Source organism: Actinoplanes sp. NPDC051388 (genome assembly GCF_055586225.1).
The window spans coordinates 416,144-440,284 of sequence record NZ_JBVJIP010000001.1 but is presented as its reverse complement, the minus strand read 5'-3'; the positions used below and the strand labels follow the sequence as shown (position 1 = coordinate 440,284).

At 70.0% G+C, this 24,141-nt stretch carries 26 protein-coding genes and 1 pseudogene; 7 read left to right on the top strand and 20 right to left on the bottom strand.

Annotated features, from left to right (window positions below):
- Nucleotides 1-19: 19 nt before the first annotated feature.
- Nucleotides 20-943, bottom strand: a complete 924-nt coding sequence (rpsB, locus tag ACZ6TI_RS02120; RefSeq protein WP_465343118.1) for a 30S ribosomal protein S2 — start codon at nt 941-943, stop codon at nt 20-22.
- Between the two features lie 248 nt (nt 944-1,191).
- Nucleotides 1,192-1,899: a hypothetical protein gene (locus ACZ6TI_RS02115; RefSeq protein ID WP_465343117.1), complete on the bottom strand. Its 708-nt coding sequence runs from the start codon at nt 1,897-1,899 to the stop codon at nt 1,192-1,194.
- A 145-nt stretch (nt 1,900-2,044) separates the two neighbouring features.
- Between ACZ6TI_RS02115 and ACZ6TI_RS02110 the strand changes: the two genes are divergently transcribed.
- From ACZ6TI_RS02110 to dprA, 3 genes are all read left to right on the top strand, one after another.
- On the top strand, nt 2,045-2,404 hold the full coding sequence (locus ACZ6TI_RS02110) for a YraN family protein (RefSeq protein WP_465343116.1): 360 nt from the start codon (nt 2,045-2,047) through the stop codon (nt 2,402-2,404).
- A gap of 1 nt (nt 2,405) precedes the next feature.
- The gene (locus ACZ6TI_RS02105; RefSeq protein ID WP_465343115.1) at nt 2,406-3,944 is read left to right on the top strand and encodes a YifB family Mg chelatase-like AAA ATPase; all 1,539 of its coding nucleotides are present in this window, start codon (nt 2,406-2,408) and stop codon (nt 3,942-3,944) included.
- 917 nt (nt 3,945-4,861) lie between these two features.
- The gene (gene dprA / locus ACZ6TI_RS02100) at nt 4,862-6,115 is read left to right on the top strand and encodes a DNA-processing protein DprA (protein ID WP_465343114.1); all 1,254 of its coding nucleotides are present in this window, start codon (nt 4,862-4,864) and stop codon (nt 6,113-6,115) included.
- 58 nt (nt 6,116-6,173) lie between these two features.
- Here the strand turns inward: dprA and ACZ6TI_RS02095 are convergent, their stop codons facing one another.
- Nucleotides 6,174-6,359 (bottom strand): DNA-binding protein, encoded by a 186-nt coding sequence (locus tag ACZ6TI_RS02095; protein WP_465343525.1) that lies wholly within the window; start codon nt 6,357-6,359, stop codon nt 6,174-6,176.
- 200 nt (nt 6,360-6,559) lie between these two features.
- Between ACZ6TI_RS02095 and ACZ6TI_RS02090 the strand changes: the two genes are divergently transcribed.
- Both ACZ6TI_RS02090 and ACZ6TI_RS02085 read left to right on the top strand, forming a co-directional pair.
- Complete coding sequence (locus ACZ6TI_RS02090; protein WP_465343113.1) at nt 6,560-7,279, top strand: hypothetical protein; 720 nt, start codon at nt 6,560-6,562, stop codon at nt 7,277-7,279.
- A gap of 1,516 nt (nt 7,280-8,795) precedes the next feature.
- A complete protein-coding gene (locus ACZ6TI_RS02085; protein WP_465343112.1) occupies nt 8,796-9,200 on the top strand; it encodes a GntR family transcriptional regulator in 405 nt (134 codons plus the stop codon).
- A 1,077-nt stretch (nt 9,201-10,277) separates the two neighbouring features.
- Here the strand turns inward: ACZ6TI_RS02085 and ACZ6TI_RS02080 are convergent.
- Together ACZ6TI_RS02080 and ACZ6TI_RS02075 are read right to left on the bottom strand one after the other, a co-directional pair.
- A complete protein-coding gene (locus ACZ6TI_RS02080) occupies nt 10,278-10,739 on the bottom strand; it encodes a pyridoxamine 5'-phosphate oxidase family protein (protein ID WP_465343111.1) in 462 nt (153 codons plus the stop codon).
- 49 nt (nt 10,740-10,788) lie between these two features.
- On the bottom strand, nt 10,789-11,232 hold the full coding sequence (locus ACZ6TI_RS02075) for a DUF6636 domain-containing protein (RefSeq protein ID WP_465343110.1): 444 nt from the start codon (nt 11,230-11,232) through the stop codon (nt 10,789-10,791).
- Nucleotides 11,233-11,587: 355 nt separating this feature from the next.
- Here ACZ6TI_RS02075 and ACZ6TI_RS02070 point away from each other — a divergent pair, with 355 nt between their 5' ends.
- On the top strand, nt 11,588-12,466 hold the full coding sequence (locus ACZ6TI_RS02070; protein ID WP_465343524.1) for a tyrosine recombinase XerC: 879 nt from the start codon (nt 11,588-11,590) through the stop codon (nt 12,464-12,466).
- A gap of 21 nt (nt 12,467-12,487) precedes the next feature.
- Nucleotides 12,488-13,669, top strand: coding sequence for an aminotransferase class V-fold PLP-dependent enzyme (locus ACZ6TI_RS02065; protein ID WP_465343109.1), 1,182 nt, complete (start codon nt 12,488-12,490; stop codon nt 13,667-13,669).
- Here the strand turns inward: ACZ6TI_RS02065 and ACZ6TI_RS02060 are convergent.
- From ACZ6TI_RS02060 to ACZ6TI_RS01990, 15 genes and pseudogenes are all read right to left on the bottom strand, one after another.
- Nucleotides 13,656-14,093 carry a M23 family metallopeptidase gene (locus ACZ6TI_RS02060; protein WP_465343108.1) on the bottom strand — a complete coding sequence of 146 codons (438 nt, stop codon included), beginning with the start codon at nt 14,091-14,093 and terminating at the stop codon, nt 13,656-13,658. The genes ACZ6TI_RS02065 and ACZ6TI_RS02060 overlap by 14 nt on opposite strands.
- 44 nt (nt 14,094-14,137) lie before the next feature.
- Nucleotides 14,138-14,461: a DUF2469 domain-containing protein gene (locus ACZ6TI_RS02055; RefSeq protein WP_285682857.1), complete on the bottom strand. Its 324-nt coding sequence runs from the start codon at nt 14,459-14,461 to the stop codon at nt 14,138-14,140.
- Nucleotides 14,458-15,282 carry a ribonuclease HII gene (locus tag ACZ6TI_RS02050; protein ID WP_465343107.1) on the bottom strand — a complete coding sequence of 275 codons (825 nt, stop codon included), beginning with the start codon at nt 15,280-15,282 and terminating at the stop codon, nt 14,458-14,460. Before ACZ6TI_RS02050 ends, ACZ6TI_RS02055 begins: the two co-directional genes overlap by 4 nt.
- A complete protein-coding gene (locus ACZ6TI_RS02045) occupies nt 15,276-15,728 on the bottom strand; it encodes an NUDIX hydrolase (protein WP_465343106.1) in 453 nt (150 codons plus the stop codon). Before ACZ6TI_RS02045 ends, ACZ6TI_RS02050 begins: the two co-directional genes overlap by 7 nt.
- A 46-nt stretch (nt 15,729-15,774) precedes the next feature.
- Nucleotides 15,775-16,422, bottom strand: coding sequence for a signal peptidase I (lepB, locus tag ACZ6TI_RS02040; RefSeq protein WP_465343105.1), 648 nt, complete (start codon nt 16,420-16,422; stop codon nt 15,775-15,777).
- Nucleotides 16,419-17,288 (bottom strand): signal peptidase I, encoded by an 870-nt coding sequence (gene lepB, locus ACZ6TI_RS02035; protein ID WP_465343104.1) that lies wholly within the window; start codon nt 17,286-17,288, stop codon nt 16,419-16,421. Before lepB (ACZ6TI_RS02035) ends, lepB (ACZ6TI_RS02040) begins: the two co-directional genes overlap by 4 nt.
- Nucleotides 17,289-17,460: 172 nt before the next feature.
- Nucleotides 17,461-17,820: a 50S ribosomal protein L19 gene (rplS, locus tag ACZ6TI_RS02030; RefSeq protein ID WP_465343103.1), complete on the bottom strand. Its 360-nt coding sequence runs from the start codon at nt 17,818-17,820 to the stop codon at nt 17,461-17,463.
- Between the two features lie 122 nt (nt 17,821-17,942).
- The gene (gene trmD, locus ACZ6TI_RS02025; RefSeq protein ID WP_465343102.1) at nt 17,943-18,701 is read right to left on the bottom strand and encodes a tRNA (guanosine(37)-N1)-methyltransferase TrmD; all 759 of its coding nucleotides are present in this window, start codon (nt 18,699-18,701) and stop codon (nt 17,943-17,945) included.
- A complete protein-coding gene (rimM, locus tag ACZ6TI_RS02020) occupies nt 18,701-19,237 on the bottom strand; it encodes a ribosome maturation factor RimM (RefSeq protein WP_465343523.1) in 537 nt (178 codons plus the stop codon). Before rimM ends, trmD begins: the two co-directional genes overlap by 1 nt.
- A 55-nt stretch (nt 19,238-19,292) precedes the next feature.
- Nucleotides 19,293-19,550 carry an RNA-binding protein gene (locus ACZ6TI_RS02015; protein ID WP_014447131.1) on the bottom strand — a complete coding sequence of 86 codons (258 nt, stop codon included), beginning with the start codon at nt 19,548-19,550 and terminating at the stop codon, nt 19,293-19,295.
- A 106-nt stretch (nt 19,551-19,656) separates the two neighbouring features.
- Nucleotides 19,657-20,118, bottom strand: a pseudogene (rpsP, locus tag ACZ6TI_RS02010) (30S ribosomal protein S16); the annotation flags it as partial.
- Nucleotides 20,119-20,297: 179 nt separating this feature from the next.
- Nucleotides 20,298-20,942 (bottom strand): ribonuclease FAU-1 family protein, encoded by a 645-nt coding sequence (locus ACZ6TI_RS02005; protein WP_465343101.1) that lies wholly within the window; start codon nt 20,940-20,942, stop codon nt 20,298-20,300.
- Nucleotides 20,942-22,348: a proline--tRNA ligase gene (gene proS, locus ACZ6TI_RS02000; protein WP_465343100.1), complete on the bottom strand. Its 1,407-nt coding sequence runs from the start codon at nt 22,346-22,348 to the stop codon at nt 20,942-20,944. Before proS ends, ACZ6TI_RS02005 begins: the two co-directional genes overlap by 1 nt.
- A gap of 59 nt (nt 22,349-22,407) precedes the next feature.
- A complete protein-coding gene (locus ACZ6TI_RS01995; protein WP_465343099.1) occupies nt 22,408-23,484 on the bottom strand; it encodes an amidohydrolase family protein in 1,077 nt (358 codons plus the stop codon).
- 30 nt (nt 23,485-23,514) lie between these two features.
- A complete protein-coding gene (locus ACZ6TI_RS01990; protein ID WP_465343098.1) occupies nt 23,515-24,102 on the bottom strand; it encodes a Uma2 family endonuclease in 588 nt (195 codons plus the stop codon).
- Between the last annotated feature and the right edge of the window lie 39 nt (nt 24,103-24,141).

Genomic DNA, 24,141 nt, shown 5'->3' with positions numbered 1-24,141 from the left:
CGCTCTCTCGAATTCGGAATTACTCGGCGGCGGAGGCCACGGGCTCAGGGGCCTTGGCCGGGGCGGCCTCTTCGGCGGGGGCGGCCTCAGCGGGGGCGACGGCAGCAGCCGGCGCCTCGGCCGGGGTGGCATCGGTGTCGGCGGCCTTCTTCTCCGCGCCCTCATAGAGGTCGCGCTCCCACTCGGGCAGCGGCTCGCCGGCCGCGACGGTGCCCGGCTCGGGCTTGTCGTCGGCGTTGCTCCGGTTGCGGCCGGACCGGGCGATCAGGCCCTCGGCGACGGCGCTGGCCACCACCCGGGTCAGCAGCTCGGCCGAGCGGATCGCGTCGTCGTTGCCCGGGATCGGGAAGTCGACCTCGTCCGGGTCGCAGTTGGTGTCGAGCACCGCGATCACCGGGATGCCCAGCTTGCGGGCCTCGTCGACGGCGATGTGCTCCTTCTTGGTGTCGACCACCCAGATCGCCGACGGCACCTTGGTCATGTCCCGCAGACCACCGAGGGTCTTGGTGAGCTTGATCTTCTCGCGGGAGAGCTGCAGGGTCTCCTTCTTGGTGTAACCGGCGGCGGTGCCGCTCAGGTCACCCAGAGCCTCGAGCTCCTTCATCCGCTGCAGACGCTTGTAGACCGTCTGGAAGTTGGTGAGCATGCCGCCCAGCCAGCGGTGGTTCACATAAGGCTGGCCCACGCGCGTCGCCTGCTCGGCGATCGCCTCCTGGGCCTGCTTCTTGGTGCCGACGAAGAGGATGTGACCACCCTCGGCGACGGTGTCCCGGACATACGCATAGGCCTTCTCGATGTATTCGAGGGTCTGGCGCAGGTCGATGATGTAGATACCGTTGCGCTCGGTGAAAATGAAGCGCTTCATCTTCGGGTTCCAGCGCCGGGTCTGGTGCCCGAAGTGGACGCCACTTTCCAGCAGCTGACGCATGGACACGACGGCCATGGTGGGTTGCTCCCTATGAATCCCTGGTTGTCACGCTCACCGGCGGTGGGCGTCCTGGTGCCCGGTCGTCGGCCGCAGGTGGGCCCGATGAGGATCGGGACCAGGGAGGGCCGCCGCTGCGATGCGTCGCCGGCTGAGCCGGCGCACTGTGCAGAGGGCACGCGAGGTCGACCGCACGAGGCGGTCGCCGGTGGCAAGCATACGCCCTCTGGCGATTTGCCTTCCGCCGGGCTAGGCCGGACCCGGCCTCAAGCGGCGCCCAGGCCGGCGGCCATCAAGATCAAGATCCCGAGCGGGAGGTACGCCACGGGTACGCGCAGCCAGGCCTCCCGTCCGCCCTGCACTCCGCCGGCCACCGAGTACAGCCCGATGCCGGTGAGCGGGAGTCCGAGCGTCAGCAGAATCGCCGGTACGACGCCGCCGGCCAGCATCGGGCCGTCGCCGAAGGTCGCGTTGATCAGCAGCATGATCGCCGGGATCATCAGGACGGCGGTGAGGATCGCGATCATCACGGACGAGACGGGACGCCGGGTCCGATACACGCTGTCGCCGGCCCGCGGCTCCGGCTGGTAGCGGTTCACCGGCGGGACCATGCTGGTCGGCTCGTCGTAGGGCGCCACGCTGCGACCCGGGCCGCTCGCGTAGGCGTTCGCCGGTGGGGCGTCGGCCAGCGACGTCGCGTTGCTCGGGCGGACGGCGGGGTATTCGGGGCCGCGTACCGGGACGCGGGTCTGCTCGTGCGCGGCCGACTCGGTGACCGGACGGGCGTGACTGCCCGTCGAGGTCAGCGGATCGGGCGCGTACCCGCCGTCACGCTGGTCCGGCAGGCGAAAGGCGCCGCTGGGGCGCTCGTGCACACCCGAGTCGTAGGGGTTCGCCGGAGGACTGCCGTATTGGCTCTGTCCGGCGTACCAGCTCGGCTCTTGCCCGTCGGTGTAGCGGGGGTTTCCGTCCACGGGTCAGAAACTTAGGGGACCACGGACCGTCACGCCACTGTTCGGCGCATATCACGCATCGAAGGTCACCGAGCGGTTATCCACAATCGCGCTCTGTCCACAGGCCTGGTCGCGCCCTTGTCCCGCCCCCGGCACGGTGACCGCCATGACGAAGGTGCGAAAAGCGGTCGGAGAGTACGGGGAACGCGTCGCCGAGCGATATCTGACGGCCGCCGGGCTGGTCGTGCTCGACCGCAACTGGCGCTGCTCCGAGGGCGAGGTCGACCTCATCCTGCGCGACGGCGACGACGTGGTCTTCTGCGAGGTGAAGACCCGGCGCGGCGACACCTTCGGGCGGCCGGTGGAGGCGATCCGGCCGGAGAAGGTGCGCCGCCTGCGCCGGCTCGCCATGCGCTGGCTCGAGCAGTCCGGCGTACACCCCCGCGACCTGCGGTTCGACGTGGTGGAGGTGCTCCCCCAGCGACGCGGCGCCACCCAGGTCGAGCACATTCGGGCGGCGTTCTGAGATGAGCTACGCCCGCGTGCTCTGCGCCGGCCTGACCGGGGTGATCGGCCAGGTCGTCGAGGTGGAGGCCGACCTGTCCCCCGGACTGCCCGCGGTAGTGCTGACCGGCCTGCCCGACACCGCCCTCAACGAGGCCCGCGACCGGGTCCGCGCGGCCGTGGTCAACTCCGGGCTGGCCTGGCCGCAGCGCCGGATCACGGTCAACCTGCAGCCGGCCACCCTGCCCAAACACGGCAGCGGATTCGATCTCGCCATCGCCTGTGCCCTGCTCGTCGCCGCCGGTGAGCTGCCACCCGGCCACCTCGACGGGGTGGTGGTGCTCGGCGAGGTCGGACTCGACGGCGCGGTCCGGCCGATCCGCGGCGTGCTGCCGATGGTCGCCGCCGCGGCCCGCCAAGGCGTCACCCGCGTGGTGGTCCCGCTGGCCAACGCGGGCGAGGCCACGGTGGTGCCCGGGGTGATCGTGCGCGGCGTCGACACCCTGGCCCGGCTGATCGCCTTCGTCCGCGGCGAGGACCTGCTGCTCGACCCACCCGCCGGGGTGGAGCCACCGACGCCGCCCGGTCCCGACCTGGCCGACGTCTCCGGTCAGGAGATGGGTCGATACGGCATCGAGGTCGCCGCCGCCGGCGGCCACCACATCGCCCTCTTCGGGCCGCCCGGAGCGGGAAAGACGATGCTCGCCGAGCGACTGCCATCGGTGCTGCCCGAGCTCGACGATCAGGCGGCTCTCGAGGTCACCGCGCTGCAGTCGATCGCCGGGGTGCTGCCGCCACACGGCCGGCTGGTGCGGCGGCCGCCGTTCCAGGCGCCACACCACTCGGCGAGCCAGGCCGCGCTGATCGGCGGCGGATCCGGGCTGGCCCGGCCCGGCGCGTTGTCGCTGGCCCATCGCGGAGTGCTCTTCCTGGACGAGGCGGCCGAACTGGCCACGGCCACCCTGCAGGCGCTGCGCCAGCCACTGGAGAGCGGGCGGGTGGTGCTGGCGCGCGCCAGGGGAACCACGGAATACCCGGCCCGCGTGCAGATGGTGATCGCCTCGAACCCCTGCCCCTGCGCCAAACCGGCCGGCGATCAGCACTGCACCTGCCCGCCGAGCGTCCGGCGGCGCTACCTGGCCCGGATCTCCGGCCCGCTGCTCGACCGGATCGACATCCAGATCACCCTGCGGCCGCTGAGCGCCGCACAGCTGATGACCGGCGTGACGCCGGCCGAGCCGTCGGCCGCGGTGGCCGAGCGGGTGGCGAAGGCCCGGGCCGCCGCGGCGGCGCGCTGGTCGGCGGACGGGTGGCGGGTGAACGCGGACGTGCCCGGGCCGCAGTTGCGCCGGCCGCCGTGGCGACTGCCGTCGCGGGACACCGCGGCGTTGCGGGCCGGGCTGGACCGGGGGGTGTTGTCGGCGCGCGGTTTCGATCGCGTGCTGCGGCTCGCCTGGACCATCGCCGATCTTGACGGAAAGACCAGACCAGGCGGCTCCGATGTGGACGAGGCCGCCCAGCTACGCATGGGAGAAGCACATGATCGCGAGGACCACCGATGATCGTCTCCGGTGACCGCAACCCGCCCGCCAACCTCGCCTTCCCACCCTTCCGGCCGCCGCCGTTGATCTCACCCGCCTTCGCCGACCGGGCCGACCTGCCCGGCTTGGGCGACCGGCCCGCAGTCCACCCGACGCCGTTGATCTCACCCACCTCCACCGACCGGGCCGACCTGCCCGCCTTGGGCGACCGGCCCGCAGTCCACCCGACGCCGTTGATCTCACCCACCTCCACTGACCGGTCCGACCTGCCCGCCTTGGGCGACCGGCCCGCAGTCCCCTCGGTTCGCGGCGACCGGCCTTCGCCTCCGGCTGGTTCAGGCGACCGACCCAAGGCCTCAACGACACCCGACGACCGGCCCGTAGTCCCATTTGATCCTGGCGACCGGCCTGCGGTCCCGTCTGATCCTGGCGACCAGCCCGCGGTCCCGTCTGATCCTGGCGACCAGCCCGCAGTCCCATCTGATCCTGCCGACCAGCCCGCAGTCCCATCTGATCCTGCCGACCAGCCCACGGTCCCGTCTGATCCTGGCGACCAGCCCGCGGTCCGAACGACACCGACCGATCGGCCCTTGGTTTCCTTGGGTGCTGGCGACGGAGTTTCCCACTCAGCCGCTCCAGGCGGGCGGCCGATGAACCCGACGGTGTCCAGCGAGCGGCCTCCGACTCCGGCAGCTTCTCGCGACCGGCCTTCGATTCCGGCTGTGCCGAGTGACCGATCCCCGACGCCGCCCGGCCCGCCTCCGATCCCTCCTGCATCCGCTACGCGGTCAGCCTCGGTGGATCGTCCCGTGGACTCGTCGGCACGTGCCGCGCCCATCGCCCGGCCCGACGATCTCGCTGCGCAGGCCGGTCCGCGTGCGGGCGCGCCGACGCCGGTCATGGGTGCTGTCGCGGCGCGGGATCGGCATCTTCGGGCTGTGCCGGTCGGCGCTGGGCCGGCCTCGGTCGCCGGGTCCGGGCCCGCCGATCCGGCCGCTGATCGGGCGGCACGGGTGGCGCTGACGTGGCTTGCCGAACCCGGCAACCGGCCGATCTGGTCTTTGGTGGAGCGGGTCGGTGCGCCCGCGGCACTCGAAGAGGTGCTGAGCGGGAAGGTCAGCGACCCCGGTCTGCGGGCGGCGGTGAAGGCGCGGAACAAGAACGGCGACCCGCGCCGGGTCGCGGAAGTGGCGCTGCGCCGCGCCGAGCGGCTCGGTGCCCGGATCGTCGTGCCGTCCGACGACGAATGGCCGGTCCGGGTCGATGAGCTGGCGTTTCTCGAGTCCGCGAGGCCTGGCTCGGTGAACCACCATGTCCGGCCGCCGTTGTGCGTCTGGGTGCGGGGTGACTTCGCGCTGGACGAGATGTTCGAACGGTCGGTGGCGGTGGTGGGTGCCCGGGCGGCGACCAGTTATGGCTCGCACGTCACCACCGAACTCGCCTATGGCCTGGCCGAGCGCGAGTGGACCGTGGTGTCGGGAGGGGCGTTCGGCATCGACGCCGCGGCGCATCGGGCGGCGTTGACGGCCGGTGGGCGTACCGTCGCGATCTTGGCTTGTGGGGTTGACCGGCCCTATCCGAGCGGGAACGCGGCGCTGTTCGAGCGGATCGCCGAGACCGGGCTGCTGATCAGCGAATGGCCGCCGGGGTCGGATCCGCTGCGGCACCGCTTCCTGATCCGCAACCGGGTGATCGCCGCGGCGACCGAGGGCACAGTGATGGTGGAGGCCGCGGCCCGCAGTGGCGCGACCCAGACGATGGGCCGCGTGCTCGAGTTGCACCGCAAGGCGATGGTCGTGCCCGGCCCGATCACGTCGGCGATGTCGGTCGGCTGCCACCAGGTGCTGCGCGCGGCCGCCACGGCGGTGCGGCTGGTGACCGGGCTGGACGATGTGCTCGAGGAGATCGGGAAGATCGGCGATCACAGCTCGGAACGACCTCGCGGCCCGGAACACCCCCGCGATCACCTGGACGAAGAGTCCGCGCTGGTGCTGGAGGCAGTGCCGCGGCGCGGCACGGCGGATCCGGATCAGCTGGCGAACACGGCGCGGCTGAGCGTGCGCACGGTGCTGCGCCGACTGTCCCTGCTGGAAGCCATGGGCCTGGTCGTCCGCCGCGAGACCGGCGTCGCGCTGGCCGCGCCGAAGTCGCGGGCACACCGATCAGACAAAGGAGAAGAGACCGATGCTTGAGACACGTCCGCATGCGGCGGCACGGACCTGCGCCGAGCCGCCTCGCAGTGCGGCCCGGTCAGTCGTCCGGCTCGTCCAGATCGCGGCGATGGACCTTCATCCACGCCTCGACATCCTCGGTCAGCCACACCTTGCCCTGCGCCAGATCGGCGACCGGCTTGGGAAAGTCGGCGCGGCTGGTGATCTGATACGCACGCTGGCGGCTGACCCCACCCAGGCGGATGCGGATCTCATGAGCGCCCATGAGTCGGATCTGCTTCGCTGCCACGAGATCAACCGTAGGCGCGGGACTAATAGTCCTTTATCAACTTCCCAGAAGACAGCTAGTCACAAGTCAACTATGCTAGTCTCATGACCACCAGTCGTAAGCCTATCCCGTCGGTGCCCCTGGCGCCGATGCACCGCCGCAGTTGGCGGACCCTCTGGCGGCGATGCTCGTGCGGCTTGGCCGAGCCGTGCGTCGACCGCGTAACGACGCCCGGCCACTCCGATCTGCCGCTTCCCGCTGACCTTCTCCCGCATCCGACTCGGGGCCGCGCCACCCTGCCGGCGATGGGCCGACCCGACCTGTCCTATGGCGCGATCGCCACGCACACGGCGTTCAACCTGTTGGCGAACGCCGCCGACCAATCCCGGCTGGCGCCGGCCGCCCTGGAACCGGCCGAAGAGCTGGTGATCCGGCTGCTGACCACGTTGAGAGCCGAGCTCGAAGAGTCGGCGCAGCACGTCCTGGTGGGAGCTGGGGTCGGGCCGACGCCGGCGCAGGCGATGCTGATCGGCGGGTCCCGCCGAGACGCAGACAGCCGAGAGGTCGGCCGCGCCGGAAACCTCACCCCGGCTCAGGCGGATCGCACCAATCCGGGTTCAGTCCACCCCAGACAGCCGGCACCCAACCACCCCACGGGCCGGGCCACATGGCTGCAGCCATCACCTGACCGCTTCCACCCACCGCCAACCCATGCTGAACAACGCGCAGCACCCGACTGGCTCGAACCTATCTCGGGTCCCTTCCTCGGCGTGCCCGACCAGCTCAACTCGCCGGAGGCCGGCGCCACCGGCCCAGCCGATTGGCGTTGGCCGTCGCAGGATCGGCGTTCGGCCCGAACTGACGATGGCTCCGCTGCGCCTCCTGACAGCGACCCGGAGAGTGGATGCGCCTGGTGACGGAACCTCAACGGACCGACCACTTCTGGGTCCGGCCCTCATGGGATTGCACGGCATGCAGACAACCGTGGCCCTGCGCACAGGCAAAGGAGGCCCTACTAGCCGAGTTCCAGGATTTCCCGTCGGTGCTCTGCATCTACATGGCCTGCCAGTTGCATGACGCGATTGACGACATGACCGGCCCCGGAAAACATGCGCCACCGGACCTCTACGAGCGATTCCTAGCCTGGATAATCAACTCAGCAGCAATCTGACCGCGGCCCAGCCGTCGGACACCCGGCCCCAGAGTCTCCATCGGAGTACCCACCGAGGACCCGCCTACGGAGTCCACGTGGTGGCGAACACTTGGAGGCCATGGCCGGCACCCGACCTCACGGGCCCAGTCAACCGGCGGTGCTACGACCCGCCGCACGGCCCGAGGAGTCACCCCGGGCACCGTGAACCGCCCAGCCACAACCCCTGCCGCTCGCCCAAGTCGACCGGCGCAGCCACCCGGCGGTGCAGACACCCGCCGCACGGCCCAAGAGCCGCCCGAGCATCGCGGATCGGCAGCAGCAAACTCCTGTCGCTCGGCGTAATCAGCCGAAGCAGCCACACGGCAGTGCAGACACCGCGCCGCACAGCCCGGCAGCCGCCCGGGCATCGTGGATCGACAGTAACCATCCTTGCCGCTCGGCCCTGTTGACCGACTCAGCAGTCTGACGGTGCCGTCAGCCGCACGGCCGATCGCCGACTCCTCGCCGTCACAATCGGCGGCCTCGGCCGCTGCCACTCGGCTCGCTGCCGCCTCGGGCTGGACTCGCCAACTACTCCCGCGTCGCGCCGGCTCCGGCGCCGGCACGCTGCAGGTCCCTAGCCGAGGCTCGGAAGCACGACGCCACTCGTTCGGCACGGCCACTTCGGAGTTTGACCACCTCGGCCGGCACACGCGAACCATCTGATCCCAAACACAGCATATGGTCGCGCCGTCAGTCCTTTTGGAATTGATGGCAGGACGGCTGATGACTGGTTCCTTCGGCGGCTGGCCTCGGGAGCCACCCAACTGTTGGCGAGATGGCAGAACGCGGGCCATTGGCCGCGGTTCTCACCAGCGCGAGATACTCCGGCAGCAGCTTTGCCACCCAGGACTTTGCCGCCCGAGGTCCGTCCTGGGCGATCCAGGCCAGCGCGGCGCCGACCACTGTGCAGCCCGGCCGCGTGACTCCGGCCTGCAGCGACAGCATCTCAGTGACTCAGTGGCTTGGGATGAAGGCGACGCCATCCGGTCATGGACTGCGTCTCGACGGCTGTTGATGCTGTCGTCTGGGCCTCTCTCCACAAAGGTCTTGGGTGGCTGGTTCTGAGCAGGCGACGGCCGGGGATGTGCGTCTGGAGCTGGCCAAACACAACAATCAAACCGGCCGTCGCCGCCCACCGCCCGATCAAGCTCGGCCTTCTCAGTGCGGTAGGGTTATTGTATCTACATGGGGCTGTAGGTACAACGGGATGGAGCGTCGTGGCACGTAAGCTGGGTAACATGATCGATCCCTCGGCCGACCGCGCGGTCTTCCGGCAACTTGCCGACATTCTGCGCAGCCAGATCGAGTCCGGTGCGCTCGGTCCGGGTGATCCGCTGCCCAGCGAATTGCGGCTGGCGCAGGAGTTCAGCATCAGTCGCACGACGGTGCGCCAGGCGATCGCGCAGCTGCGCACCGAGGGCCTGGTGAGTGTCGAGCGGCCGCGTGGCACGTTCGTGCGCGTGCCGGAGGAGATCGAGCTGATCACCTTGGCGCGGGGCCAACGTGTCGGTGCGCGCATGCCGACCGATTCGGAGCGGCGCGCATACCGCCTCGGCGAAGGCGTCCCCGTTCTGGTGGTCACCTTTCCTGACGGCACCGTCAAGGTCCACCCCGCAGATCGGGTGCAACTGACCCGCCCCTGAGGCCAACCCTTCCGCATGGGTTCCCCTTCGCGGCCTCTTCACGAACCGCTGGTTGCCACGCTGAAATCCCGCGTCACACGGCTTCAGCCGGTACGGTCCCGGCGTCTCCTCATTGCGAGACCGGCGCGACTGGTGAGGCCACAGAAAATTGGGCGCTGACGCCGTCCATGCCAAACACGAGCGAGCCGATGCTTGCGTTAGCCGAATGCTGCCAGAGCAGGCGCTAACCGCAGTCATGAGGAGTCCAGCCCCGCGCTGCCGGCGGACGCAACGACCCGTGGCTGCGACGGCTGACGGCAAGCACCACTGATGGCCAGGACAACCGCCGGCCGCGAGGACCGGCGGGCAGCACCACAACGCCTGATGGCCGGCAGTCGGAACGACGGGCGCAGGGACGACCGGTGCACGGGACGACCGGTGCACGGGATGGCCGGTGCCCGGGACGGCCGGCGCCCAGGACGACCGGTGCACGGGACGACCGGTGCACGGGATAGCCGGTGCCCGGGATAGCCGGTGCACGGGATAGCCGGTGCCCGGAACGACCGGCGCAGGGACGACCGATGCACGGGATAGCCGGCGCCAGGGACGGCCGGTGCAGGGACAGAAACCAGACGGCAAACGGCTGGCGCGGTCGGAGACAGAGACGGCTGGCGGTCGGGAAGGCAGCCCGATGAGCCAGGCGGGAGCCGGAAGCCGGATCGGACGCGGCACCGGGCGCTGAAGGTGGATCGGTCGTCGGGCGCGCCTGACGTGTCCGCTGACGCCGAACGCAAGCATGGTTTGCCGGGAATTTGTTGTGTCTGGATCTCCGTCGGACGGGATGACTGTGGAGGGCGGGATCGCAGGTTCTCGGGGCTTGAAGTGGAGATCTCGGTTCGTTGCATTTAGGCAGGTCGATGGGCTGGATGCGGCGGTTGATTGTGCATTTGTGGTGTTGGGTTTTCCCGACCGTCCGGAGGGTTGCCTAACGTCGGCGATCACGCATAACGTCGGGAGCGGGGCACCGTCCATCTGGGACGGTGGATCGCTCCTGTGGTGCGGTCGCCCGACTCTGCCCCAGGGTGTCCGCACCACAGGTCACTTTCGCTTCTGGCGGCCGTAACCCCGGCCCTGATGCCACGTTTCGATCACCAGGTGGTCGGCTGGATCTCCGACATAGGTCAGCACGACCTCGGTGATGTCCAGTCGGAAGAAGCCTGAGCCTGCCATCTCGTTGTCCGCCGGCGGCTCTGTCTCGACCGCGGTGCCGGCGATCTTTGCGTCGCCCGGCCAGTCTTGCGGTGCGTCGGCCGGTGGCTCCAGGGTGGGACTGTGCATGGCGACGCGGGGGTCGCGCCGGACGTCGAGCAGCTTCATCGACCCCGGCATCATGCCGAAGGTCAGCTCGCCCTCCTTGAACGCCGCCTCGCTGCCGCTGATGCGTGGTGCGCCGTCGCGCCGCAAAGTCGCCAAGGTCTTGTTGGTGCCCGCGTCGAAACGCGCTTTGACTCGCGCCGCGAACTCCGGCGCATCTCGCTCGATCTCCTGCCAGCTCGTCATGCCAGAACCCTAGGAGGCGGGTACGACAGTTTCGACCACGACAGCGGCGCTAGAAGAGGGTGTAGCTGACTCGGGCCAGGGTGAAGCCGTGGCCCGACGGGGCGTGCGTGCAGCGGACGCCGGAACTCGCGCTCGTGCAGACGAAGTCGCCGACCTGGACTGCCTTGCCGTACGGAAGGATCTCGGTCGAACCCATCACCGTGTCGCCCGCGCAGGTCAGCGTGGCGGCCTCGACCGTCACCGTGATCGCGCTTCCCCACGCCTGCTGGCAGTCGGCCGGCTTCTCCGGCGGCTTGTAGGTCTTCTCGTTGATGTCGCAGCGCGCCGACTCGCCGGTGACCAGGCAGCCGATGTTCTTCGACGGCAGGGTGAACTGACGCGACGCCGTCGAGGGCCCGCCGATGCCGGTCTTCGCGGTCGGCTCTTCGCCGTCCGAACCGGAGCACGCGGTCAGACCGAAGACCACGCAGAGAAGGACCACTACCCGCCGCATCACGGCAGGATAGGGCCCACCGGACCGCCGGTCGAGGGCCGGTCGAGCGCCAAACGATCTCAACTCGCCAACGCCGGCAGCGGGGCCCACAAGAGACGACCGCCACAAGCGCCGGCAATAAGGCGTAACCAACAAAGCACCGCAAGAAGGCGCCAGATAGAAGGCCCCAGCGAACAGTGCCTGGAGAGGACGGCCGGGCAGAAAGGGCTAGCCGGCAAGAGGCTGCGGTGAGAGAGGCGGGTGGGTCGGAGCGGCGGAAGTGGACGAGCGGGCCGGCGCGGATCAAGATGACCGGGACGGGAAAGGGGATCGAGTGAAGGCGACCAAGGAGCTGCACGCCCAGCTGCCCGTTGCCATGCGGGACGCCGTTGATGACTTTGGGGTGCATTTGGCTCGGGTCGACAATCGGTCCGTGCACACCGTGCGGGCCTATGTCGGCGACGTCGTCTCGCTGCTCGACCACGCGGCTCGGGTCGGCTGCGCCTCGCCGGACGACCTGGACCTCACCGTGCTCCGCGGCTGGCTGGCCGCCCGCCTGTCGACCGGCGCCTCCCGCAGCTCGCAGGCCCGCCGCGCCGCCTCCGCCCGCACCTTCACCGCCTGGGCCCACCGCACCGGCCGCGCCCCCACCGACCCGGGCGCCCACCTGGCCAGCCCGCGCGCCCATCGTGGCCTGCCCACCGTGCTGCGCGCGGACCAGGCCGCCCAGCTGGTCGAATCCCCGCGCGAGGACACCACGATCGTGCTGCGCGACCGCGCCGTCCTCGAACTTCTCTACGCCACCGGCATCCGGGTCAGTGAGCTCTGCGGCCTCGACCTCACCGACGTCGACGACGCCCGCCGCGTGGTGCGGGTCTTCGGCAAGGGCGCCAAGGAGCGCGCTGTGCCGTACGGCGTGCCGGCCCAGCGGGCCCTCGACGCCTGGCGCGATCACGGCCGCCCGCATCTCACCACCGACCGCGCCGCGCTCTTCGTCGGGGTCAAGGGCAACAGACTTCAGCAGACCGTCGTACGCCGGATCGTCGCCACCGCCGCCCGAGCCGCCGGCCTCCCCCACACCAGCCCGCACGATCTGCGCCACTCGGCCGCCACCCATCTGCTCGACGGCGGCGCCGACCTGCGTGCCGTGCAGGACCTGCTGGGGCACGCCTCGCTGTCCAGCACCCAGATCTACACCCACATCTCCACCGAACGCCTGCGGGAAGCGTTCCGCCAGGCCCACCCACGGGCCTGAGCGATCACTTACGATTCAGAGGTGACCGCTGGAGATCCGCCGCCGCCGATCCCGGGGGCGCGTCTCCTCTTCTCGCTCGACCCGGCCGTGTCCTATCTCAACCACGGGGCCTTCGGCGCCGTCCCGATCAGCGTGCAGCGCACCCAGCAACGCCTGCGGGACGAGATGGAGTCCAACCCGGTCAAGTTCTTCACCCAGGGCCTGCACGACCGGGTCGTGCACACCCGCCGCCATCTCGCCGCCTTCCTGGGCGCCGACCCCGACGGCAGCGCCCTGGTCGCCAACACCACCGCCGGCGTCGGGCTCGTCCTGCAGTCGATGCACCTCGGTTCCGGCGACGAGGTGCTGATGACCGACCACTCCTATGGCGCGGTCGCGCTCGCCGTCCGCCGGCAGTGCCGCCGCTCGGGCGCCACCGCGCGCACCGTCGCTCTTCCGCTCGGCGTGCCGGATGACGAGGTGGTGTCCCGCATACGCAGCGCGTTGCGTCCGGGGCGCACCAAGCTCCTCATCGTCGATCAGATCACCTCCGCGACGGCGCAGGCCTTCCCGGTGCGGGCCATCGCCGCCGCCGCCCGCGAGCACGACATCCCGGTGCTGGTCGACGCCGCGCACGTGCCGGGCATGCTGCCGGTCGACGTGGCCGCGATCGGCGCCGACTTCTGGGTGGGCAACCTGCACAAGTGGGCCTTCGCCCCGCGCGGCACCGCGCTGCTGGCCGTGGCGCCGGCGTGGCGTCGACGGATCGACCCGCTGGTGGTGTCCTGGGCGCAGGACGACGGTTATCCGCTGCATGTCGAGTCCAGCGGCACCCTGGATTACACGGGCTGGCTGGCCGCCCCGACCGGGCTCTTCGTGATGCGCTCGCTCGGCCCGGACACCGTCCGGGCGCACAATGCCGCGCTGGCCGCGTACGCGCAACGGGTTGTCGGTGAGGCCCTCGGCCTCGCGCCGGGCGACCTGCCGGAGCCCGGCGATCCGCACGCCTCGATGCGGCTCGTGCCGCTGCCGGCCGGTCTGGCGACGACCCAGCCGGAGGCCCGTGCTTTGCGCGAGCACATCGCGGACAAGCTGGCCGCGGAGACCTCGGTGAACCCGTGGGGCGGTCGCGGCTGGCTGCGGCTGTGCGCGCAGATCTACAACCGGCCGGACGAATATGAGCGGCTCGCCGAGCGCCTGCCGGCGCTGCTCAGAGCGGTTTGAGGCGCACGCGCCCGTGGCCCAGCAGCAGGAGCGGGTCGAGATAGGCGTCGTCGCGGCGCAGGCCCCAGTGCAGACAGGCCGGTGCGGGACAGCCGGGGTGACCGGCGGTCAAGGTGCCCAGCGACGACGCGGCAAACACCAAGTCCCCGACCGCGACCATCGGCGACACCGGCTCATAGGTGGTGCGCAGGCCGCCCGGGTGCTGGACGCTGACGACCCCGCGGCCGGCCACCACTCCGGCGAAGACGACCTGCCCGTCGCCTGCGGCACGCACCACCGCACCCGGCGACGACGAGAGATCGACCCCGCGATGACCGGCCAGCCAGGGCGCGGGCGGCGGATCGAAGCCACGGGTCACGACGGCGGGTGAGAGCGGACTGACGAAGGCGAGGATCAGCGAGAGCAGCAGCACGCGGCGAAGCATGCCGGAAATCGGCGGGGCCCGGAGCACCCCTGTGGATAACCCGATCAGCCGCCGAAGCCCGCGTTGTCCGGCAGCGAGATGTCCGGCTTTTCGAGCTCCTCGACGTTGACGTCCTTGAACGTCATGACGCGGACGTTCTTGACGAACCGCGCCGGGCGGTACATGTCCCAGACCCAGGCGTCATGCATCTCGACCTCGAAGTACACCTCTCCGTCGGAGTTGCGCACGTGCAGGTCGACCTGGTTGGCGAGATAGAACCGGCGCTCGGTCTCGACCACGTAGGAGAACTGGCGGACGATGTCGCGGTACTCCCGGTAGAGCTGCAGCTCCATCTCGGTCTCGTACTTCTCGAGATCCTCTGCGCTCATCGCTCCTCGCCCTCCATTGCCTCATCTTCCCCCACCGGCGCCGCGGGCCGCGATGGCTCGCCCGACGCCACGCCGACGGTACCCTCCGGGGCGGGCCACAGCGTCAGCGGCTCGGATGACGGCGAAGGACGGGCAGAAATCGACGGCCGGCGTGCCCGCGGCGGGCGGTTGCTGCGCCCCGAGATGGCGGCGACGTTCACATATGAGAACCGGTGCTCGACGCACGGCCCGTGCCGGGTGAGCGCGGCGCTGTGCTCGTCGGTGATGTAACCCTTGTGCTCGGCGAAGCCGTAGTCCGGGTAGCGGCCGTCGAGCTCCACCATCATCCGGTCCCGGGTGACCTTGGCGAGCACGCTGGCCGCCGCCACACATGCGGCCACCCGGTCACCCTTCCACACCGCCAAGCCGGGCGCGCCCAATCCGTCGACCGGGAAGCCGTCGGTCAGCACGTACTCCGGGCGGGTGGTGAGCGACGCCAGCGCGCGGCGCATCGCGGAGAGGTTGCACACGTGCAGGCCGCGCTGGTCCACCTCGGCCGGCGGGATGATCACCACCGACCAGGCCAGCGCCCGCCGCACCACCTGCTCATAGACCCGCTCGCGGGCGAGCGGGGTGAGCAGCTTGGAGTCGGCCAGCTCGTCGATCTCGCCGCGCTTGCCCTCGGGCAGGATCGCCGCGCCGGCCACCAGCGGGCCCGCACAGGCGCCCCGACCGGCCTCGTCGGCGCCGGCCACGTGCCGGAAGCCGCGGCGCTGCAGTGCCCGCTCGAGGGCATAGAGGCCGCCCTCCCGGCGGATCACGGTGCGGGCCGGGGTCAGCACGAGATCACCCGGCGCAGCAGGGAGGCCAGCTCCTCGGGGTAGATCGTCTCGTCGGTCTCGTCGAGCTCGGCCGCCGTCCACCACCGGTGCTGGTCGATGGTGCGCTGCTCCTCGGGGTCGAAACCGGCCGTGTCGACCTCCCACGAGGGGACGCGCAGCAGGAAGAAGTCCTGGTCCTGGCGGTAGTCGCGGCCGTCATAACTGAACTCGGTGACCTGGTGCCACACCGGCTCGCCGAGGTCGGCGGGGGCCACCCGCAGGCCGGTCTCCTCGCGGAGCTCGCGGGCGGCGCCCTCGGCCGTGCTCTCGCCCGGGTCGAGCCCGCCACCGGGGGTGAACCACCAGCGCAGGCCGGGCCGGGCCGGATCGCCGCCGCGCAGCAGCAAAGTGCGGTCGGCGTCGTCGACGAGCACGACGCGGGCGGCACGGCGATCGAGGACGGTCACGGCACCACCTTATTGCGCTTGCGGTCGATCTTTCGACCGCGGGCGGTTACTTGGCCGCGGCCGGAGCCGGAACCGCGTCGAAGGTGGCCGGGACGGACAGCCAGGTGGCCCTGTTCACCGGCCAGAAGACGGTGAAGGCCCGGCCCACGATCGAGTCGGCCTTGATCGTGGCCTCCTCGATGTTCTGGCTGGTCTCCCAGTGCTCCAGCGAGTCGGCGGAGGCCTCCCGGTGGTCACCCATCACCCACAGGCGGTCGGGCGGCACGGTGATGTCGAACGGCTCGTCGGCCGCCGCATTCTGCGTGCCGTCGGCGTCGCGATAGATGTACGGCTCATCCAGCGAGTGCCCGTTGACCATGATCCGCTGCTGGTCGTCGCAGCAGACGATGTGATCGCCCGCGGTGCCGATGATGCGCTTGATGAAGTCTTCGCCCTCGTTGCCGCTCTGCCACTGCTGCGGCGCCTTGAACACCACGATCTCGCCACGGCGGGGGTCACGGAAGTCGTAGACGAGCTTGTTGACCAGCACCCGGTCGAGCACGTTGAGCGTGTGCTCCATCGACGGCGACGGGATGTAGAAGGTCTGCAGCACGAAGGCCCGCACCAGGACGGCGACCAGGATCGCCACACCGACGAGGATCGGCAGCTCGCGCCAGAAGGAACCCCGACGCTTCTCGGTCTGCTCGTCAATCACGAACGGAGCCTACGTCGCCGTGGCGAGAACGTCAGTCCGGAACGCGCGGACAGTCCCGTAGTTAACAGGAAGGGGAGGATTAGGGCGGCGGTTTCCGGATCTGCCCCGCGGTCGGCCGGCGCGGCGGTGGGCCGGGGTGCGGCGAAGGTCTTCCAGTTGTCCGGCACATCGAGGCCGGTGAACCGGTTGCTGGGCCAGACGATGACGAAGGCCCGGCCGATCACGTTGTTCACCGGCACCGGGCCCTGACAGCGCGCGTCCTGCGAGACGCCGCGATGGTCGCCCATCACGAACATCTGCCCCTTGGGAATGGTCACCTCGGCGAACACCCGGCTGGTGCACTGCTTGGGGTTGGGTGGGGCGTCCAGCGGCGAGTTCTCGAAGATGTACGGCTCGGTGATCGACTTCCCGTTCACCGTGATCCGGCCCTGCGCGTCACAGCAGGCGACCTTGTCCCCCTCCAGGGCGATCACCCGTTTGATGAAGTCGCGCTCGCCGGGGCGGCTGACACCGACCAGATCGCCGATCGTGCGGCCGAGCTTGGCGGCGAACGTCTGACTCACCGGGGCGACCGACTCGGACACCCAGTTGTCCGGCCCGCGGAACACCACGATCTCGCCGTAGACCGGGTCGCGCATGTCGTAGACGACCTTGTTCACCAGCACCCGGTCGCCGATCAGCAGCGTGTTTTCCATCGACCCGGAGGGGATGAAGAAGGCCTGGACCAGGAAGGTCCGAATGAGCACGGCCAGGCAGAACGCCACCACCAGCAGCAGCGGGAGCTCCTGCCACAGCGGCATCTCCTTGCGCCGGATCACCCGGCCACGCCGCCGGCCGGACGCCGTGCCGCCTCGATAGCCGTCCATCTGTCCCACGCTTCGCATCTCCTGCCGCCGTCCCGGACGACCCGCCCCGGATACAGCACTACCGCCCGGGCACGCCGCTGAGGACGCGATCGGGCGGTAGCGCGAACGATGTTCCATCCGTCACTGGCGCAAGAGTAGTTCGCTCTCGGCGCATTTGACGGATCGACGATCGTCAGCCGACGGGCTGCTTGTCCCGCAGCTCCTTGATCTTGGCCTTCTTGCCGCGGAGTTCGCGCAGGTAGTAGAGCTTGGCCCGGCGCACGTCGCCACGGGTGACAACCTCGATCCGGTCGATCACCGGGCTGTTGATCGGGTAGGTCCGCTCCACGCCGACGGCGAAGCTGATCTTCCGAACCTTGAAGGTCTCGCGCAGGCCACCGCCCTGACGGCTGATCACGACGCCCTGGAAGACCTGGACGCGGGAACGGTTGCCCTCGACGACCCGCGCGTGCACCTTGACGGTGTCGCCGGCGCGGAAGTCGGGAATGTCGGTGCGCTGTGACTGGGCGTCGAGATCGTCCAGCGTGTTCATCGCTGCATCCTCGTGTTACTCAAAGCGCACCGGGAGTTCGATGCGCGAATGGATGATTCTGACCCGTCGATCAAGAGGGTCCTCGCTCGCCGCCCACGGCGTGAGGGCGAACGGCAACCTCACTACTTTGCCACATCGGGAGGCCGGATCTGAAATCCGGCCTCTTCGAGGGCAACCCTGTCCTTTTTATCCAAATCAGCAGGCGGGTAGGCAGCCATCAGGTCCGGCCGCCGGGCCGCGGTGCGCAGCAATGATTCGGTACGCCGCCAGCGCGCGATCCGCCCGTGATCACCCGAGCGCAGCACCTCCGGCACGGCCCGCTCCCGCCACGACGCCGGCTTCGTGTAGACCGGCGCCTCCAGCAGCCCCGCCGCGTGCGACTCCTCGGTCAGCGAGTCCGCGTTGCCCAGCACCCCGGGCAGCAACCGGGTGACCGCCTCCAGGATCACGATCACCGCCACCTCGCCGCCGAACAGCACGTAGTCCCCGAGCGAGACCTCACGCACCGGCATCCGGTCCGCCGCGTCGTCGATCACCCGCTGGTCGATGCCCTCGTATCGGCCGCAGGCGAAGATCAGATGGTCCAGCCCGGCCAGCTCGTGCGCGTCGGCCTGGGTGAACGGCTTGCCCACCGGGGACGGCACGATCAGCGTTCCCGGCCCGATCGCGTCCAGCGCCTGCCCCCACGGCTCGGGACGCATCACCATGCCGGGCCCGCCGCCATAGGGAGTGTCGTCCACCGTCCGGTGCACGTCCGAGGTCCAGGTGCGCAGGTCGTGCACGTGAAGGTCGAGCACGCCGATGCCCCGCGCCTTGCCGACCAGCGACAGGTCCAGCGGGGAGAAGTAGTCCGGGAAGATCGAGACGACGTCGACGCGCATCAGAGGTCGAGCAAACCCTCCGGCAGGTCGACCACGATGCGGCCGCCGGCCAGGTCGACGGTCGGCACCATGGCGCTGACGAACGGGATCAGCGCCGTCCCGCCGCCGGTCTTGCGCAGCACGATCAGGTCGGACGCGGGCGCGTGGTCGATCTTGTCGACGGTGCCCAGCTCCTCGCCGGCGACGGTGACCACGCGCAGCCCGGCGAGCTGGTGGTCGTGGAACTCGTCCGGGTCGTCCGGCGGGGTCAGCTCGCCGGAGTCGACCTGCAGCAGGGTGCCGCGCAGCGACTCGGCGAGGTTGCGGTCGTGCATGCCCTCGAACTGGGCGATCACCTTGCCCTGGTGCCAGCGCAGCGACTCGAGCACCAGCTTGGCGGGCACGCGGAAAGCGCCCGGCTCGGCGTGCACCAGCGGAGACTCCGTGGTGAACGCCGCGCCGGGCACGAAACGCTCTTCCGGTTCATCGGTCCGCACGGTCACCAGGACCTCGCCCCGGATTCCGTGCGGTCTACCGATCTGACCGACGACGAGCAGCACCATAATGGGTTTCGTTTCTGTTTTCCGCTGCGGGTCAGGTCTGAGACGCGGATCAGTAGGCGTCGACGATGTCGACGCGGATGCCGCGCCCACCGATCGACCCGATGACCTGCCGCAGCGCCTTGGCCGTGCGACCGCCGCGCCCGATGACCGTGCCCAGGTCCTCCGGGTGCACGCGCACCTCGAGCCGCTTGCCGCGGCGCGAGTCGACCAGCCGCACCCGGACGTCGTCCGGGTTGTCGACGATGCCCTTGACGAGGTGCTCCAGCGCGGGCCGGAGCGCCCCGTCAGCTCGCGTCGGCGCCGGCACCGGCGGGGTCCTCTGCGTCCTTGGCGACGGCCTCGCGGTTGGGCTCGGCCGGGTCGACGGCCTTGGTCTCGTCCGGCTTGGCCTCGGCGGCCTCCGGCGCGGCCGGAGCCTTCGCCTCGGTCTTGGCCTCGGTCTTGGCCTCGGTCTTGGCCTCCGCCTTCGGCTCCGCAGCCTTGGTGGCCTTGGCGGCCTTCTTGGTGGCCGGCTTGGCCGGGGTCTCGGCGACGCCCGCGGCGGCCTTGGCCTCCGCCTCGTAGGCCGCGGTGCGGCTCGCCTTCTCCGGGGCCACCAGCAGCGGCGGCGGCGCGGGGAGGCCCTTGAACTGCTGCCAGTCGCCGGTCTTCTCCAGGATGCGCTGCACGGCGTTGCTGGGCTGCGCGCCCACCGACAGCCAGTGCTGCACCCGCTCGGACTTGACCTGGATCAGCGAGGGGTCTTCCTTCGGGTGGTAAATGCCCACGTACTCGATGGCGCGGCCGTCACGCTTGGTGCGCGAGTCGGCGACGACGATGCGGTACTGCGGGTTGCGGATCTTGCCCATCCGCAGGAGCCGGATCTTAACGGCCACGGTTCTTTACGCTCCTGAATGACTGCGTGGGTTGAGCCGACGGAACCCACGTGGGGACTGCGGGACCGATGCCTCGAGGACTGGTCACGCGCTGAGGGGTTAGAGGGCGCCTCGCACGTGCCGAATACCAGCTAGTCATTGTGCCAGACGCCGGGGCGCGGCGACCAATCGGGGCGGAATCAGCGCGTGACCGGCCGGTCCCAACCCGCGGGCAGCGCCGGAACGTCCCAGGCCGGGTCGGGTACGAAGTCGATCCAGGTGCCGTCGAACGGGAACCCGCCGGCCTCGATCTGCTTGATCACCCGCAGGCCCTCGTCGCGGACCGCCTGCTCGTCGGCCACCCAGTAGTGCTCGGGGATGGCCAGGCGCTCGGTGAACTCGTCCTCGTCCTTCCAGGCCCAGCTGCGGTCGGGGGCCACCACCACGTCCAGGTCCTGGTCGACGATGTCCACCCCGGCGACCGACCCGTCGTCCCAGCGGAGCGCGCGCTCCTCGAGGTTCACATACCAGCCGGTGAACTCGCCGCCGTCGGTCCAGAAGAACCAGACCGAGTGGTCCGCGTCCGGCGGGAAGAACATCAGGATGCCCGGGCCCAGCCAGCTGCCGGGCTTCATCGTGTATTCGTGGGTCACCCACTCGGTGAACGGCATCCCGCGGGTGCGGCGGCCGTCCAGCGTCGCCTCGCTGATCGACGGGGTGTGCCGGGCCATCCAGACCAGCAGGCCGAGGTCGGTGTCGGAGACCACCCGCACCGGCCGGGCGAAGGCGATGCGCCCCCGGCGGGTGTTCCGGTGCAGGATGACCTGGCCGGGAGCGAAAGCCATCAGTAGGAACGGGCCAGGATCGCGATCAGCCCGGCCTCCTCGTCGGAGTCGGGCATCGTGCCGTCCTCGCGGACCAGGCAGCGCACCGTGACGGCCTTGCCGTTGGCCTCCTGCTCACCCTGCTCACCGATCGCCGACCAGGGCACCCTGGCCCAACCGGTCTGTGCGGCCTCGATCGCGTCGCCCAGCGTCTTGACCTCGACCGTGCGCTCGGCCCGGAAGGTGAGCGCGTCGTCGTAGAGCCGCTGCTGGTCGGCTTTGAGCGCGGCGGTCACGTCGGCCACGACCTCGCCCAGCGCGACCGGCGACTTGCTGCCGTCGATCCGGCGGGCCACCACCACGTTGCCGGTGGCCAGGTCGCGCGGCCCGACCTCGATCCGGATCGGGATGCCCTGCAGCTCGGCGTCCACCGCGCGACGCCCGAACGGCACGTCGGCGCGGTCGTCGAGCTTCACGCGTACCCCGGAAGCCTTGAGCTCGTCGCGCAGCTTGGCCGCCGCCTCCGTGACGCCCTCGCCTGCCTTGACCACCATGACCTGCACCTGGATCGGCGCCAGCCGCGGCGGAAGCCGCAGGCCGTTGTCGTCGCCGTGGGTCATGATCAGGCCGCCCATCATGCGGGTGGACGTGCCCCAGGACGTGGTCCAGGCGTGCTCGACGGTGCTGCCGGACGACGTGAACGAGATGTCGAACGCCTTGGCGAAGTTTTGCCCGAGCTCGTGCGACGTGCCCATCTGCAGGGCCTTGGCGTCGCCCATCATGCTCTCGAGCGTCATCGTGTTGGTGGCGCCGGCGAACCGCTCACCCTTGGTCTTGCGGCCCGGCACCACCGGCATGGCCAGCACGTCGACCATGAAGTCCTCGTAGACGTCCTTGTGGATCTGGCGGGCGTAGTTGCGCGCGTCCTCCTCGGTGGCGTGCGCGGTGTGGCCCTCCTGCCAGAGGAACTCGGTGGTGCGCAGGAAGGTGCGCGGGCGCAGCTCCCAGCGGACCACGTTGGCCCACTGGTTGAGCAGCAGCGGCAGGTCGCGATAGGAGTCGACCCACTTGGCCATGAACTCGCCGATCACCGTCTCGCTGGTCGGGCGCACCACCAGCGGCTCGGCGAGCTCCTTGCCGCCGGCGTGGGTGACCACCGCGAGCTCGGGCGAGAAGCCCTCCACGTGCTGGGCCTCGCGACGCAGATAACTCTCCGGGATGAACAGCGGGAAGTAGGCGTTCTCCCCGCCGGCCTCCTTGATCCGGGCGTCCATCTCGGACTGCATGCGCTCCCAGATGGCGTAGCCGACCGGCCGGATCACCATCGTGCCGCGCACCGGGCCGTTGTCGGCCAGTCGCGCCTTGGCGATGAGGTCCTGGTACCAGCGGGGGAAGTCTTCCGCACGGGGAGTGAGCACGCGAGCCATGGTCGTGCATCCTAATCGGGGTTACTTTTTGTTTTCCGCCGCGGGTCAGCTCAGTGCGCCTACTTGACCACTCGTCCCCGGAGCACGATGCGCTGCGGCGCCTTGACCACGCGGAGGTCGGCGCGCGGGTCCTCGGGATAGACCACCAGGTCGGCCATGCCGCCCTCGACCAGACCCGAGAAGCCCAGCCAGTCACGTGCGCCCCAGCTCGCGGCGGCCAGCACCGTCTCGGCCGGCAGGCCGGCCTCGTGCAACAGGAGCATCTCGTCGGCGGCCAGGCCGTGTGCGATGCCGCCGCCCGCGTCGGTGCCGACAAAGATGGGTACGCCCGCCTCGTGCGCCGCCCGCACCACACCCGGAAACTGCTCACGCAGCGCGACCATGTGATCCGCATAGCCGGGGAACTTGCCCCGCGCCCGCTCCGCGATCCCGTCGAACGTCAGGATGTTGATCATTGTGGGCACCAGCGCCGTCCCGCGCCGCGCCATCTCGTCGATCAGGTCCAGCGTGATGCCGGTGCCGTGCTCGACCGAGTCGACCCCGGCCCGCACCATGATCGCGACGCCCTCCTCGGAGAACGTGTGCACCGCCGCCCGCGCGCCGGCCTGATGCGCGGCCTCGACCGCGGCGGCCATGGTGGCGGCGTCCCAGGAGGGCGTGAGGTCGCCGGCGTCGCGATCGAGCCAGTCCCCGACGATCTTCACCCAGCCGGTGCCGGCCTTGGCCTGCGCGGTGACGGTCGCGGCGACCTCGGCGGCGGCGACCTCGATGCCGATGTCCCGCAGATATCGCCGCGGCGCGGCGACGTGCTTACCCGCGCGGGCGAGACGGGGGATGTCCGGTTCGTCGTCCAATTCCGGGTACGGGTACGGCGACCCCGCGTCCCGCAGAGCAAGCACTCCGGCGTCCCGGTCGATGGCGGCCAGTGCTCGGGCTTCGTCGAGCCCGGTGATGGGCCGAGGCCCGTGCGCGATCCCCAGATGGCAGTGCGCATCGACAAGTCCCGGCAGAATCCACCCACCGTCGGCGATGGTCTCGGCCTCCGCGACGGGCTCGTAGGTGAACCGGTCCCCCACCAGCCAGAGATCCCGAACATCACCCTGGGGCAGAACAACACCACGCACATGCAACGCCATGCGTCAGTCCTACCCGATTGCCGAGATGGATCAAGGCCTGGTGCGTGCGAGCAAGGCCTTCCGTGTGGCGGTCAGCGCCGGCAAGTCGATGGTCACGGGGTATGGCGTCTCTGTCTCGAACAGCTTGGCAGTGCTGCTGACGAGCTCGTAGTCACGATCCCCGCGCCGGTATTCGGTCAGGACGATCCCGCTGTCGGGCATCGGGTCCACGACCCAGTAGTGCGCGATGCCGGCAGTCGCATATGCCCTGGCCTTGGCATACATATCGCGGAAACGCGAACTCGGCGAGACGACCTCGACCGCGAGCAACGCATCCTCGACCGGGATCGGACTTCGGTTGGCATGGTCGAGCTGGACCACGACGATGTCGGGACGTGGCTCATTGTGCGGGTTGATTCGCAGCGAGAGATCGACTGACGGCCACATGCCGTCCGGACAATGCGCCCGCAGGGCGAGGGCTATCTCGATGCAGAGTTCCTGGTGCGGAAGCGTGGGGGACGGCAAGACGAGCCTTCCGTCGATCAACTCATAGCGAAGATCCTTTGGAAGGTCCACCAGGTCGTCGACGGTCCACTCCCGCTCTTCCCAGTGGGCAGGCAGGCTCAAAGCCGCGGTCATAGGCTCCTCCTCGGAGGGCGTCACGAGACTACCTTACTC